This is a genomic window from Streptomyces sp. NPDC013457, assembly GCF_043089925.1.
Classification (GTDB): domain Bacteria; phylum Actinomycetota; class Actinomycetes; order Streptomycetales; family Streptomycetaceae; genus Streptomyces.
Genome location: NZ_JBICBL010000001.1, coordinates 277973 through 292713, shown reverse-complemented (window position 1 = coordinate 292713; position 14741 = coordinate 277973). Strand labels below are relative to the sequence as shown.

The 14741-nt window shown below is 74.7% G+C and carries 4 protein-coding genes; 2 read left to right on the top strand and 2 right to left on the bottom strand.

The features are described from left to right. Nucleotides 1-102: 102 nt before the first annotated feature. A complete protein-coding gene (locus tag ACF1G2_RS01295; RefSeq protein WP_391796223.1) occupies nucleotides 103-516 on the bottom strand; it encodes a hypothetical protein in 414 nt (137 codons plus the stop codon). A gap of 329 nt (nucleotides 517-845) precedes the next feature. Here ACF1G2_RS01295 and ACF1G2_RS01290 point away from each other — a divergent pair, with 329 nt between their 5' ends. Beyond that, nucleotides 846-1358, top strand: a complete 513-nt coding sequence (locus ACF1G2_RS01290) for a GNAT family N-acetyltransferase (protein ID WP_391796222.1) — start codon at nucleotides 846-848, stop codon at nucleotides 1356-1358. 356 nt (nucleotides 1359-1714) lie between these two features. Then, nucleotides 1715-2278 carry a hypothetical protein gene (locus ACF1G2_RS01285; RefSeq protein WP_391796221.1) on the top strand — a complete coding sequence of 188 codons (564 nt, stop codon included), beginning with the start codon at nucleotides 1715-1717 and terminating at the stop codon, nucleotides 2276-2278. Between the two features lie 6 nt (nucleotides 2279-2284). Here ACF1G2_RS01285 and ACF1G2_RS01280 read toward each other — a convergent pair whose 3' ends face one another. Continuing rightward, nucleotides 2285-14629, bottom strand: a complete 12345-nt coding sequence (locus ACF1G2_RS01280) for an amino acid adenylation domain-containing protein (protein ID WP_391796220.1) — start codon at nucleotides 14627-14629, stop codon at nucleotides 2285-2287. Between the last annotated feature and the right edge of the window lie 112 nt (nucleotides 14630-14741).

The following is a 14741-nucleotide window of genomic DNA, read 5'->3' as shown; positions in this document are numbered from 1 at the left end:
CCCTTTCGAGTGCCCCGGCCGGGAGGGAACACACCTCCAGGAGCCGGGGCGGCATGTCCACGGTGCCCGCGTTCCCTCGCCGCGGCACCTCGGGAGCCGGGGTCAGAGGGCGGTGAAGAGGTGCTCGGGTACGTCGTCGAGAACGAAACCGTTGTCGAGGCGGACGCGCACCGTCACCCGGTCCTTCTGCCTCAGGTGCGCCTGCCAGGCCGGTTCCAACGAGGCGATCCGCTCGTCCAGTTGCCCGCGGCTGCCGGGAGGCATCTGGTGGCCGAAGTCGTCGCGGAGCGAGGTGAGCCGGAGGTACTCGCGGACCTCGTGACTGTGCTCGTTCTCGTACGAGTCGACCCGCTCGACGGTGCCTTCGACCCCGGCCGCGAGGCCCAGCGAGCCGGTGACGGCGACCGCGCTCGCCGGCGAATCCGCGCCCGCTTCGGTCTCCCGGACCGAGACCGGCGACCCGGTCAGCCTCAGCTCGGCCGCCAGCCGTACCCGGCGTCCCTCATTCAGCGTCATGGATCCTTCATCGCTCCTGGTCGGTCGGGCCGCGCCGCCCTGCGCCCGAGGCGGCCCGGGTCCTGCCATTAGGCCACACCCCCGCAGCGAGCGAACCCACCGGCCCGGCGCTCGCGCCTGATCCAGCGCTGTGCCTTCGGGACAGCGGCGACGATTCAATCCGCCGGGCGCGCCCGGATCCCGTTCGCCAGGCTCTGCGGCGATGACCGCCCTCTGGTGGGCGTCGACGGACTGACGGGCGAGGACCCGCCGAGGTGATCGTTCGCTCGTGAGGGGCGGGTGCGTGCGGGGCCGGAGGCGCCTGGTGGCGGGCCGGTAGGGTCAGGGGTATGACCGAGTTGTACGGCGCTTCCGTCGTTCTCCGTCCCGCCGTCGCCGAGGACGTTCCCGCACTCGCGGCCATCCGGGCGACGCCGGAGGTACGGGAGCGCTGGCGCGGCGACGACGACCTGGCGACGGAGGTCGCCTCCGATCTGGAGGACCCCGACGTACGCTGCCTGACCATCCGTCACCAGGGTCGGATCGTCGGGATGATCCAGTGGTACTCCGAGGACGAGCCGGACTACCGGCACGCCGGGATCGACCTCTTTCTCGACCCGTCTGTGCACGGCAAGGGCCTGGGCACCGACGCCGTGCGCACCCTCGCCGCGTACCTCGTCGACGCCCAGGGCTACCACCGGCTCGTGATCGATCCGGCGGCCGACAACGCGGCGGCGATCCGCTGCTACGCGAAGGTCGGCTTCCGCGAGGTCGGAGTGATGCGCCAGTACGAGCGCGGCGCGGACGGAACCTGGCACGACGGCCTGCTGATGGACCTCCTCGCGGCCGAACTGGTGCGCTGACGCCACACGGCGCGCCCATCCGGGCCCAGGCGCGATCCGACAGGTCTCCGTGGGGGTAGCGGCACTTCGCCGCCCTCGGTCGGTGGCGCCACGTCTGGCGTCATGTCCGGTGCGGGCGGGCGAGAGTGCGGTCCGCCGCTTCGTGTCCGTCATGAATTCTGCAGGGCTGGCGCCAGGACTCTATGCCCATTGACCTGCGACGTTCGGTGCGCACTGACGGCTCCCCTTCCGCTTGGCGCCAGGATCCACTCGCAATGGCGCCAATCATGCGCCATGATGGCATCATGGATGCGTACCCCGGCCTCGCAGGTCGCGGTCGCGCGCTTGGTGGGGTGGGTCGAAAGAGGGGGCGGATCATGGAGACAGCGCAGGGTCAGGGCCAGGCTCAGGGCCAGGCTCAGGGCCGGGGCCAGGGGCAGCGGCAGACGGCACCCGGCGCCTTCACGGCCTTCGCCCGCTTCGTGCTCTGCGGGGGCGGCGTAGGGCTCGCCTCCAGCTTCGCCGTGGTGGCCCTCGCCTCCTGGATTCCCTGGGTCCTGGCAAATGCCCTGATCACCGCGGTCTCCACGCTCCTCGCCACCGAGCTGCACGCCCGCTTCACCTTCGGCGCGGGCAGGCGAGCGACATGGCGCCAGCACGCCCAGTCGGCCGGATCCGCAGCGGCGGCGTACGCGGTCACCTGCATGGCGATGCTCGTCCTGAGGTACCTGGTGGCGGACCCCGGCGCGGTGGTCGAACAGGCCGTCTACCTGTCCGCCTCCGCGCTCGCCGGCGTCGCACGGTTCGCCGTACTGCGCCTGGTCGTCTTCGCCCGCACCCGCTCGCGGTCCGCGCCCACCGTCCACCCCGTGTCCGCGCCCGCCACCGTGCCCCGCACCACGCCCCCCACCGACCCCGCGGCACTCTGCCGCGCCGCCTGAGGCGTTCTAGAAGCCGTCCAGGCCACCGTCCTCCGTGGCCACCTCGTGGCCGAGCAGGTGCAGCGGACCCGCTTCGACACCCGCCTTGGCCATTCCCCGCCAGTACGCCAGCGCCAGCCGGGTGTCCACCAGGCCGTGGACCAGGGGGATTTCGGGGTCGGCCGCGTGGAGCAGTGACTCCAGTCGGCACGAGGCGATCGTGTCCGGAAGCCACGTCCGCGCCGCGTACCCCTCCGCTGCCGCCGGGGGGAGCCCCGGAGCCGTACGGCGTTCGACCGAGCCGACGGACAGCAGGCCGCCGCCCACGATCAGGACGTCGCGCCGCTCCCGCATCCGGGCGAGGGCCGTCGTGGTGTCGAAGCAGTGCGGGAAGGAGTCGTCGACGACGATCGCACCGGGCCGGAGCCTCGACACGTCGAGCACCGAGCCGCCCCCGCTCACGGCGGTGACCAGGAGGTCGGCCTCGTACACCGCCGCGGGGAGGGCCGGATTCGCCTCGTGGACGGCGACGTCGCGCGCCAGACCGCGGGCCATCAGGTCCTCCGCCAGCCTCCGCAGGCGTGGCGCGCTGCCCTCGACGTCGCACAGGAGCAGCCGGGCGGGCGGCTCGGGCGCGAGGGTCAGGAGCAGTTCCAGGGACGAGCCGCCGATGGAGCCCAGGCCGGCCACGGCGACGACGAGATCGGCGAGTTCACGGCCGGTCCGCGCGAGCGCGGCGTGCACGGTCTTCACCACGGACACCGCGGTCGCCGCGTGCCCCGTCGTGACGGCCGCCGTCCGGGCCGTCCGGGTGTCCGTCTCGCGCAGGACCTCGAAGCCGTACGCGGTGAGCGACGGGATCATGCCGGCCAGAGAGACGCAGCGCGCGCCCAGGGACGACGCGTACTCGACGGCTCGGGCCGTGCGCGCCGCGAGGTCGGACGTCGACGCCAACTCGTCGGCGAACAGCGGAAGGCAGACGAACCCGGAACGGCCGAGCGGCGTGTCGATCTCCTCCACGAGTCGCGGGCGTCCGTCCGGGAACAGCATCCGACGCAGGAGTGCACGCGAGTCCGCCTCGGTCGCCGGACCTCCTGGGGGGCTGGTCGAGCCCTGCGGTCCGTGCGACGCGAGTGCCAAGAGCTGAGCGGGCGGCGGGAGGTAACCGACAAGCGCGGAGTCCAGGACGCTCACCACAGGCTTCGGCCCGTGCGGGGCCGCCGTCACGCGCGGGTGTGCCCCGGCGCGCGCCGCCCCGGCCAACTCGCTCCGTAGCGCGTCGGTGAACGCGACGAAGGCCGACTCGCCTGGGAAGGCGGCCGTGGACGCGCGCAGCGTCACCCTCAGCTCCCCTTCGCCGACCGGCCGCACCGCCAGGAACGTGTCCGTTCCCACAGGAGGCGGCGCGAGGACCGCGTCGCCGTCGTCCCACCTCATGCTCAGCGTGTCCCCGCGCATCGGGCCGAGCGCCGAGAAGTCCAGGAACGTGAAGAAGAACTGGCCCGCGGGCGGCAGCCCCCCGCCCTGCGGCGGCGCATGGTCTCCGTGCGTACGGGCCGCCTCGGCCTCGGCCACGACCGCGCGCAGGTCCTCGTCGAACGTACGGCCCGTCCGCTCGGCAGACGGATCACCCGGCCGTATCGGCACGGCGGCGGCGTACGGGCCGAAGACCCGGTGGGCGTCCGGCTGAGCGTCGTCGCGCCCGGAGACCGCGAGGCCGAGGATCAGATCCTCCTGCCCCGTCACGGCGGCCAGCGTCCGGTAGTACGCGGTGAGGAGCGGGGCGAAGAGCGTCGTACTCGCCGTGGTGGCGATCCGGCGCAGGCCCGCGACCTGCTCCGCGTCCAGTGTGAAACCCGTCGAGTGGTACGGGTGGACAGCACGGCCCTGGCCGGGCGCACCGGAGCCGCGCACCCCGAGAGCCGGTCGGCGGTACGGCGCGTCGACCCGGGCCCTGGAGGTGGCTCCGGACGATGCCATGCGCTCCCGCAGGGCCACGTGGTCGCGGAAAGTGCCCTGCAGCGGAGGGAGTTCGGCGGACTCGCCCCGCACGAGCCGGTCGTAGACGGCGAGCAGCTCCCGCCCGAGCAGCGCCACGCTGTAGCCGTCGCCGATCAGGTGGTGGGCGTGGACGACGAGCGCGTGCTCGTCGGACCCGAGGGTGAGCAGCCGCAGTCGCAGCAGCGGCCACGCCCAGGACTCGAGGCGGCGTTCACGCTCCTCGGCGAGCCGTGAGTCGAGGAGGCCGGGATCGGCGAGTGTCTCGAACTCGACGGGGAGTCGCAGAGTGGGCGGAAGTTCCTGCTGGACCGGTGGGCGCGCGCCGGCGGGGAAGACGGTCCGCAGCATCGGGTGGCGTGCGACTGCGGCGTCGACGGCCTGCTGGAACAGCTCGGGCCGCAGGGGGCCGTCGACCCGCAGACAGGCGAGCCACGCCGTGTGCGAGCCGGGCGCCATGGCCTCCGCGAGGAGGAACCCGCGCTGGGAGGGGGCGAGGGGGAAGGGTGAAGGACCGTCGGCGGCGTCTGTGGCGGCCCCGGCCGGTCGGGTGGCGTCGTGATCCACGGCCGCGCGGTCGATGGCCGCGGCGAGCGCTGCCAGTGTGCGATGGGTGTACACGGCCGTAGGCCTGGGCAGGACCGGGATCTCCTCCCGCAGCCGCGCAAACACCTGAAGCACCAGCAGGGAGTCGCCGCCCAGCGCGAAGAAGTCGTCCTCGCGCCGGAGTTCGTCACCGTCGAGGAACTCGGACCAGACACGGGCCAGCACGACCTCGGTCGGCGTCGCGGGAGGCGTCCGCCCGGCCGTGGTGGCGACGGGCGCCGTCGTGTCGGCGGGCGTCGTGGCGTGGACGGGCGCCGTGGTGCCGGCGGGCGGCGGCGCGGGCGTCTCCGAAGAAGCCGGTGCCGTCAGCCGGCCGCGGTCGATCTTCCCGGTCCCCGTCAGGGGGAGGTCGTCGACCAGGTGGATGCGGGCCGGAAGCATGTACGGCGGCAGCGTCAGCGCCAGATGCGCACGGAGCGCCGTGGAGTCCGGTGCCGCGACGCCCGGCCTGCACTCGACGAACGCGCTCAACCGCTCGTCCCTGTGGACCACCGCGGCGCGCGCCACCGCGGGATGCGTCAGCAGCACCGACTCGATCTCGCCCAGCTCCACCCGGTGCCCGCGGATCTTCACCTGGTCGTCGAGGCGCCCGAGGAATTCCAGGACGCCGTTCTCGTCCTGCCGGACCCGGTCGCCGCTGCGGTACCAGCGGCGTCCGTCGCGCTCGGTGAACGCGGCGGCGGTCAGCTCCGGTTGGTGCAGGTAGCCGGGTGTGAGCCCCACGCCCCCGATGAGCAGCTCACCGGGCTCACCCGGCGCGCAGCGCCTGCCGTCGGCCGCCACCACGTCGACCTCCGTGCCGGTGAGGGGCGTGCCGATGGGCAGCGCCCGCACGTCGTCGGCGGGGCGCGCGTCGATGATGTGGAACGTGGCGTTGATCGTGGCCTCGGTCGGCCCGTACAGGTTGGCCACCCGCGTCCCCGGCCCGAACAGGTCGTACCAGCGGCGCACATGGGCGGGCGGAAGCGCCTCACCGCCCACGTGGATCCAGCGCAGCGCCGAGAGGTCCGGGACCGGCGCGCCGCCCCGGACGCGTGCCTCGGCGGCTTCGAGGAGCCGCGACCAGAGGCTCGGAACCGAACTCCACACCGAGATCCGCGCCTGCTCGACCCGGTCGAGCAGCGTGTCGGGGTCCCGTAGGAGTTGGCGGGGGAGGGGGACCACCGTGGCCCCGACCAGCAGCGGCGCGAGGAGCTGGCGTACGGACGCGTCGAAGCAGAGCGACGCCGTCTGGGCGAGCCGGTCACCCTCGCCGTACCCGAAGGCGGAGAGCGCCCAGTCGAGGTAATGGGTCATCGAACGACGCGTGATCGGGACCGCCTTGGGGCGGCCCGTCGAGCCGGAGGTGAAGATCACGTACGCCACGGAGTCCGGACCGGGGTCAGGAACACCCGTGCGTTCGGGACCGTCGGACCCGTCACGTCCCTGCTCGGGCTCGGGCTCGGACTCGGGGGAGGGGGCAGGGGAGGGGGAGGGGGCGTCGGCCGCGACGAGGGTGACACCGGCGTCCGAGGCGAGCTCCGACGCCGTCGTACGCGTCGCCGCATGACAGACCAGCGTGCGGGTACGGGACCGCTGCAGCTGGTCCGCCAGTCGCGCTCGGGGATGGGCGGCGTCGAGCGGAACCCAGCCCGCGCCGGCCCGCAGGATGCCGACCACACCCGCCACGGCGTCCGCGCCCTGCTCGGTCAGCAGGCCCACCAGGTCACCGGGTGCGACGCCGTCGGCCCGCAGGCGGTCGGCGAGCGCACCGGACGCCCGGTCCAGTTCGGCGTACGTGAGGACGGGCCCCTCGCCCGTGTCGACGGCCACCAGGTCCGGCGTCGCGCCGAACTGCGCGAGCAGGCGGGCGACGATGTCCGACGCTTCGAGAGCAGGGACGGACAGGGGCGGGGCCAGAGGAATCCGCGCGGCGCGGGCGGGTACGGCGACGGCGATGCCGGCGTCGGCGGTCGCCGCCACGAGTTCGGCCAGGTGCTCGTCGGCCAGCCGGGCGACCGTGGCCCGGTCGAAGAGCCGGGCGGGGAAGTTCCACGAGAAGGAGAGCGCCCCGTCGGACTCCCAGCACAGCAGGCTGAGCCGGGTGGCGGCGGAGGCCGTTCCGGCTGCGGTCGGGCGGACCTCGACCGGGCAGTCGGGGTCCAGGGAGACCGGGAACCGCGCGAAGCTGAACGACGCGTGCCCCGCCGTCCGCGGTCCCGCCCCGTCCGCGGGCAGCAGCCGGGCGAGGTCCAGGCTCGTGAGCCGGCCGTGCCGCTCCGCCTCGGGCCACGCGTCGCGCAGCCGTGCCGCGAGTGTGTGCACCGAGTCGTGCGGTCCGACGTGGACGGGGATCGGCAGGGTGTCGGCGAGCGGTCCGACCAGCCGGTCGATCCCGTTCAGCCTGGTGTCGCGGCGTGCTCGCGCGACGTTGACGGACACGTCCTGCCGTCCGCCGCCCCAGCGGGACAGACAGCGTGCGTAGGCCGCAAGAAGAAGGTGGAACAGGGACACGTCGTGCGCGGCTGCCGACGTGCGCAGTGCAGCCGTCAGATCGTGGCCGGGGGCCACCTGGTGGGCGAGGAGCGGGGGTTCGGGGAGGGCGAGCGGATCTCCGTCGTACGGGAGCGCGAGCGGTTCACCTCGGCGGGCGAGTACCTCGCGCCAGTACGCCCGGTCCTCGGCGAGGGCGGACTCGGACCGTTCCGCCTGTTCGCGCGCGGCATACGCGGCGAAGTCGGTCGTGGGTGCGGGGAGTTCCGGGGAGCGCCCTCGTGCCAGGGCGGTGTAGAGCGTCCAGAGTTCCTCGCCGAGCACGTTCAGGCTGAACCCGTCGGCGGCGGCGTGATGCACGACGAGTACGAGACGGGCGCTGTCCCGGTCGGCGTGGGCGTTCGCGGTCCGGGCGAGCACCGCGCGTACGGGAGCCTCGACGGCGAGGTCGAACGGGCGGTTGCACAGGGCCTCTTCGAGCTGCCGCAGCTCCTCCTCGACGGAGTGGATGCCGGGCAGGTCACGGACCTCGTACCAGTTCGGTGCCCGCTCGCCGCCGTCGGACTCCACGGCTTCCTGCGTGGGCGTGGACGTGGGCGCCGGCTGCTGTCCGGGGTGGATCCGTATGCGGAGCATCCGGTGGCGGTCCGCGAGCCGACCGAGCGCCACGCCGAGAAGGTCCGGGTCGAGGGGGCCGCGGACCTCCTGCGTCACGTACCCGTAGGCGGCGACGTCCGGGTACAGCCGGCTCTGGGTGTGGAAGGCGAGCTGGACCGGCGTCAGAGGGAAGGAGCGGCTGTCGACCGCCGCCACCACCTCCTCCGCCTGCGATGCCGGGGACCCCGGCACAGCGGAAGGCTCCTCCGAGCCGAGCCGGCGGGCGAGTTCACCCAGCGTGCGATGCTCGAAGAAGAGGGTGATGGGCAGGGGGCGGTCGAGCTCCTTCTCCAGCCGCTTGACGAGGTCGACGGCCATGAGGGAGTCCAGACCCAGGCCGAGCAGTGGTACGTCGTCGCCGAGGTCGTCCGGGGACACGAGCAGCGCCTCGGACAGCAACTGCCGCAGGACGTCCGACAGACCGGTGCGGTCCGACCCGGTGCGTGCGGCGTGGGCGGTCGTGGCTGCGAGCGCCCGCGGGTTCCGGGGCGGCGCGGGTACCGGTACGAAACGGTGGGCGTCGGCCGGGGTACGGAGGGAGGGGGCCGCATCGAGGTCGGCCACGAGCAACTGGGCCGCGTCCGTGCCACAAGCCCGCCGAAAGGCCTCCAGCGCCGCGCCCGTCTCCAGCGGCGCGGGCCCGCGCCCGACACCACCCGCACGGGTAGCCGGCCCCGCGGCGGCTGCCAGGCCTTCCCCAGCGAGCGCCGCGAAGTTGACCGCCTGCCACGGCCGGCCGGCCGCGCGCTCGGCGGAGGCGAAGGCGTCGAGGTAGGCGTTGGCGGCGGCGTAGTCGCCGATCGCCCCCGCCAGGCCCGGAAGCACGGAGGCGACCGAGGAGAAGGCGACGCACAGGGCCGGGCGGAGGCCGTACGCGCGGAGGCCGTGGGCGAGCAGTGCCGTGCCGCGCGTCTTGGCGGCCAGGACCTCGGCCACCTCGTCGGGCGTCTTCGCCCGCAGGCTGCCGGGCCGGACCACCCCCGCCGCGTGCACCAGCACGTCCAGGCGCGGCAGACCGGCCAGCAGGGTGTCGACGTCGGCCTCGCGGGAGACGTCTGTGGCGCAGTACTCCACGGTGGCGCCGAGCGACCGGAGTTCTGCGAGCAGCCCGGTCGGCGGCACCGCCGAGCGGCCGGTCAGGACCAGGGTCGGGCGCCCGCGTGCCGCGAGATCGCGGGCGAGCGCGCGCCCGACCCCACCCGCGCCCCCGGTGATCAGGTACACGCCGTCCGTCGGCAGCGCCGCCGGCTGCGCCGACTGCGGTGCGCCCGGGCCGCCGCGATCCCGCGACCGCGATGCGGCGCCGGTGGCGACCGGCTCGGTGGTCCGGCCGAGGCGCCGCCCCGCACGCCACGCGACGGCCGCCTGGCCGACACCTTCGCCCGACGGCCCTGGACGGGCGGCGAGTTCGAGGTCGAGCGCGTCGAGACGGTCGTCGACCGTGTCCAGGGAGGACAGGTCGACGCTCCGGGCCGCGACGCCCGGCAACTCCTCGGCCAGTGCCAAGGTCAGCCCGGTCAGAACCGCCTGAGCGGGGCGAGGGCGTTCCGGCCCGGCCTCGGTGACATGGACGTCCTCCGTGACGACGAGCACCCGCGGGCGGTGGTGCGCGAGGTGGGGCAGCACCTCCTGGAGCCCGGCCACCATGGTGCGGTGCGCCGCGTCGAGCGCGGTGGCGGAGTCCGGATCCACGGCCGGACCCGCGATCAGTACGGCCGCCGCAGGAGCCGGCGCGCCGCCGGCGGGCGCGTCCCCGGCCCGCAGAACCGTGACCCCCCGCCCGGTGAGCCGGCCCGCGAACGCGCGGGCGAGCGGCGAGTCCGGGCCGGCCAGCAGGACCACGCGCGGTACGGACCCGACGGTCAGCGGGGCGTCCTCCCAGACGAACCGGTGGAGCAGCGGTCGGGGCGGGGGAGCGGCGGTCGGCCAGTAGCGGCGCCGCTGGAAGGGGTACGTCGGCACGGCGGTCCTGGCCCGGCCGGCGTCCATGGCCGTACGGTCCAGAGGCACGCCCCGCTGCCAGAGCCGGCCCACCGTCGCGAGCAGCCCCCGCGCGCCGTCGTCGTTCCCGGCGGCGAGCGCGAGCGCCCCCGCTCCGCGCGGGTGCGCCGCCGCGACGGCACGGACGGAACCGCGCAGGGAGGCGGCGCCGAGTTCGACGAAGGTGTCGTACCCGTCGTCGAGAAGGCGCTCCACGGCCGCGCCGAACCGGACCGGCTGCCGGGCATGGTCACGCAGATGAGCCGGATCGAGGACCGGCTGCCACCCTGCGGTGACCGTACTCATCAGCGGTGTCACCGACGGCCGGAGCGTGAGGGCTCCGGCGGCTTCGGCGAGCGGGGCGAGCGCCGGATCCATCAGGCCGGAGTGGAAGGCCCGGGACACCGCGAGCCTGCGTGCCGCGACTCCGCGGGCGGACAGCGCGGCGACCGCGCGCTCCACGGCGGCCCCGGTGCCCGCCAGGACGACCTGGTCGGGACCGTTGACCGCCGCCACGCTCAGCGCGCCGCGCGAGCCGGCCACCAGGGCGGCGACCGCCGCCTCGTCACCGCGTACCGCCGCCATGGCGCCGGGGGCGCACAACTCCGCCATCAGACGCCCGCGTTCTGCGGCGAACCGTACGGCGTCGGCGAGCGAGAGGGTCCCGGCGACGCATGCGGCGGCGATCTCGCCGACGCTGTGCCCCGCGACGGCGTCCGGAGTGATCCCCCACGCCCGCACCTGGCGGGCGAGGGCGACGCCGTAGGCGACGAGGAGCGGCTGGGCGATGTCCGTGCCGGAGATCGCCTCGGCGGACACATCGGAGTCGAGGCACCAGGCGGCGAGCGTGCGCCCACCGATCAGGCCCACGTGGTCGGACGCCTCGTCGAGCGCCTCCCGGAAGGCGGGCGCGTCCGCGTACAGGGCGCGGGCCTGGCCGTGCGGCCGTACGCCCTGGCCGGGAAGGAGGAGGACGAGGCGCGCCCGGGAACGCACGCCGCCGGCCGGACCGTCACGCAGGTCGTCACCCAGGCTGTCACCGAGGGATTCGAGGCGGGCGGCGAGATCTCCGTCGGCGACGACGGCGAGCCGGTCGGGCCCTTCGTCACGAGCGGCGGCGACGGCGGCGCAGACATCGCCCTCGTCGAGACCGGGGTGGTTCCGCAGATGGGTCGCGAGTGCGGAAGCTGCGGTGCGCAGCGCTTCGGGGCCGTGCGCCGAGAGGGTGAGCAGCCGAGGAGCCCGCGACGGCGACCGCTTCTCCTCGGGCCTGACGGGCGCCTCCTCCAGTACGGCATGGGCGTTGGTGCCGCCGAAGCCGAACGCGTTGACCCCCGCCACGAGCGGGCCCGGCTCGTCCCAGTCCCGTACCTCCTCCACCAGGGCGAAACCGGCACCCGCCAGGTCGAGCGCGGGCGCGGGGGGACCCTGGAGCGGCGACGGCGCCAGACGCCGATGACCGAGAGCGAGGACCACCTTCACCAGGCTCGGCATACCGGCGGCGTTGAGCAGATGTCCGACATTGGTCTTGACGGAGCCGAGCTGCCGGGGACGCCCGTCGGCGCGCGGCGGAAACGCGTGCGCGAGCGAGCGCACCTCCACCGGATCGCCGATCGGCGTTCCCGTACCGTGCGCCTCCACGTACGACACGCTCTCGGGGTCGACACCCGCGTCGCGGTACGCCTGTGTGATGACCTCACGCTGCGTCAGGGGATTGGGGGCCATCAGACTCAGGGAGCGGCCGTCGTTGTTCACGGCGGTGCCGCGCAGCACCGCGAGGACCGGGTCACCGGCGCGCTCCGCCTCGTCGAGCCGGGTCAGGACGAGCGCCGCGCCGCCCTCTCCGGGGACGAAGCCGTCGGCTGCCGCGCCGAACGCGTGACAGCGGCCGGTCGGGGACAGCGCCTGCGCCTTTTCGAGGAGGGAGTATCCGGTCGGCGTCATGTTGAGGTGGACGCCCCCGACGACAGCGACATCGCACTCCCCGGCCTGCAGGCTGCGGCGCGCCAGGTGCAGGGCGACCAGCGCGGAGGAGCACGCCGTGTCGACGGCGAGCGCGGGTCCGGTCAGGTCGAGACACTGCGCGACGCGGGCGGCGAGCATGTTGGGGAGGTTCCCGGTCAGCGCGCCGGCGGGCAACTCCGCCTCACCGTAGGCCTGTTCGAGCACCTTCCGGTAGGCGGTGTCCCCGGCCGCGACGAACACGCCCACCCGGCGGCCGTGCCGTCGTGAACCCGCGTGACCGGCTCGCTCCAGCGCCTCGTGCGCGAGTTCCAGAAGGATCCGCGCCTGCGGATCGGTCGCCAGGGCCTCGTCGTCACCGATGCCGAAGAACCTCGCGTCGAAGCCGGCCGGCTCGTCGAGGAACGCACCCCGGCGGCCGTCGCCGTCCGACGGATCCGGCCACCGCCCGTCCGGTACGGCGGTGACGGCGTCGTAGCCCTCGACGAGCCGCTCCCAGAACGCCTCCGGAGTGTCGGCACCGGGGAACCGGCAGGCCAGGCCTGTGACAGCCACGACCGGCCCGGCGGCGGGGGCCGTCGGGGCCGGGGGGAGGGCGGGGGAGCGGGGGGAGCCGTCCGCCCCGGTGCCGGGTGCCGGGTGCCCGTGCGGACACCGGCTGTCGGCGGGCTCGGAAGCGAGGATCAGCCCGGTGAGCGCGTCCACCGTGGCGTGGTCGCGCAGGTCGGACGGACGCAGAGCCACGCCGAACTCGTCCTCCAGAGCGGCGAGTACCTCCATCGCCCTGAGCGACGAGCCGCCGAGCGCACGGAAGTCGTCGTGCGGCGCGATCTCCCGCACGGGCAGCCCGAGTACCTGACCCCAGACGCGGAGCACGCCGGACTCGACGTCCCGTCGGGACCGCGGCGCGGGCGCCGGCGCGGGCGCCGGCACGACGCCGTCCCGCGCGGCGCCGTTCTCCACGTGGTCGTCACCACCGTGACCGCGGTCGTCACCACCGCCGTCACCGCGAACCACCGCCGACAGGGACCCCGTCACCCCGGTGGCCCGCCGGCCCGCGATCTCCGGGTACTCCCCGGCCTCGAAGCGCTCGCGCAGGACACCGCGCCGGACCTTCCCGCTGGTCGTTCGCGGAATCCCCCGTACGGGCATCGCCAACACCCGTACGTCGTCGTGTCCCAGCGCCTCGCGCACACGCGCGCCGACCTCCCGCAGCAGCGCCCGGGACACGGCGGCGAGAGGCGGCGCGGGGGAGAGGAAGACGATCACCCGCTCACCGCCGTCCGCGGGGTCGGTGGAGCCCACGACCGCGACCGGGCACCGTCCGAGGCCCGGTGTGCCGGCGGCCACCTCTTCGAGATCGGCCGCGTGGAACGTACGCCCGTCGACGAAGACGACGTCCTTGGACCGCCCCGTCACGCAGAGCCGCCCCTCGCGCAGGAACCCCAGGTCGCCGGTGCGCAGCCAGCCGTCGGCGAAGGCGCCCGCCGTCGCCTCCGGGGCGCGGTGGTAACCACGGGCCACCTGCGGACCCCGGACCTCGACATGGCCGACGTGACGGTCCTCGACCGCCTCACCGTCGTCGCCGGCGATCCGCACGGCGCATCCGGGCACGGGGAAGCCGACGTCCATCAGCTCGACCGCGTCCGGCCCGGGCGAGGAGTCGACCGCCCGCCCGCGGCTGAGCGCGGCCCGGTCCAGGACGAGCGGTCGCGCCACCTCGCCGGTCGGCGGGAACGTCACGGCCAGTGTCGCCTCGGCGAGGCCGTACACGGGCTGGGGCGCGTCCGCCGCGAGGCCTGTGGGCCGCATCCGCCGGACGAACGCGCGCCACACGGCAGGGGAGATCGGTTCCGCGCCGACGAGGATCATCCGTACCCGCGTCAGATCGAGACGGGCGAGCGTGTCCTCCGGTACGCGGCGTTCGACGAGCGCCAGCGCGAAGTTCGCGGCCGACAGCAGGGTCGCTCCGTGCCGCGCCGCCGCCTCCAGCCACCGCGCGGGCCGCTTGGCGAACGTCAGCGGTTCGAGCCGGACCTGCTTGATCCGGGCCGACAGCGGGACCAGGTGCGTGCCGATGAGGCCCATGTCGTGGAAGTACGGCATCCAGGTGGCCAGCACGTCCAGGGAGGTGATGCGGGCGGCGGCACGGATCTGAGCCAGGTTGGCCAGCACGGCCGTGTGGGTCAGTTCGACCCCCTTGGGCGCGCCCGTACTTCCGGAGGAGAACTGCAGGAACGCCACGTCGTCCGGCGCGCGCTCCGGCAGCCGTCGCGGGGCGGCGTGGGCGCGCAGCCGGTCAAGCGTCAGAGGGCGTACGGAGTCGGGCAGGGCGTCGAGCAGCGGCGCCGTGGACGCGCCGACGGCCACCGGCGGCCGGCCCAGGAACTCCCAGACGGGCAGCACCCGCCGTACGTCCGGGGCGAGCGGCACGGGTACGAGTCCGGCGGCGACGGCTCCCCAGAAGAGCGGCAGGAACTCCTCGCTCCGGTCCGCCGGCAGCACCACGGGGCTGCCCGGCGCGAGGTCCGCGTCGAGGAACCCGCCCGCGACGCGCAGCGCGTCGGCGAGCAGCGCGCGATGGGTGACGGTCCGCTCGCCGCCGTCACCGTCCACATGGACGATCCCCTGGTCGGCTGCCGCGCCGGCCGCACCGGCCAACACATCCAGCAGCACCTTCTCGCCGTCGCCCCGCATCAACGCCCCCGTGGATCTGCCCGACGACGGGCCGCTCCGCACCGAGCGCGGGAACGACCATCCGCCCCCGGTCGGTCTGGTCTGCGGCAATGATGACGGAGGCGGGAGCCGC

Excerpts from the sequence above, each read along its gene's own strand:
- ACF1G2_RS01295 (WP_391796223.1), bottom strand. The coding sequence starts at position 516 with ATGACGCTGAATGAGGGACGCCGGGTACGGCTGGCGGCCGAGCTGAGG.
- ACF1G2_RS01290 (WP_391796222.1), top strand. The coding sequence starts at position 846 with ATGACCGAGTTGTACGGCGCTTCCGTCGTTCTCCGTCCCGCCGTCGCC.
- ACF1G2_RS01285 (WP_391796221.1), top strand. The coding sequence starts at position 1,715 with ATGGAGACAGCGCAGGGTCAGGGCCAGGCTCAGGGCCAGGCTCAGGGC.
- ACF1G2_RS01280 (WP_391796220.1), bottom strand. The coding sequence starts at position 14,629 with ATGCGGGGCGACGGCGAGAAGGTGCTGCTGGATGTGTTGGCCGGTGCG.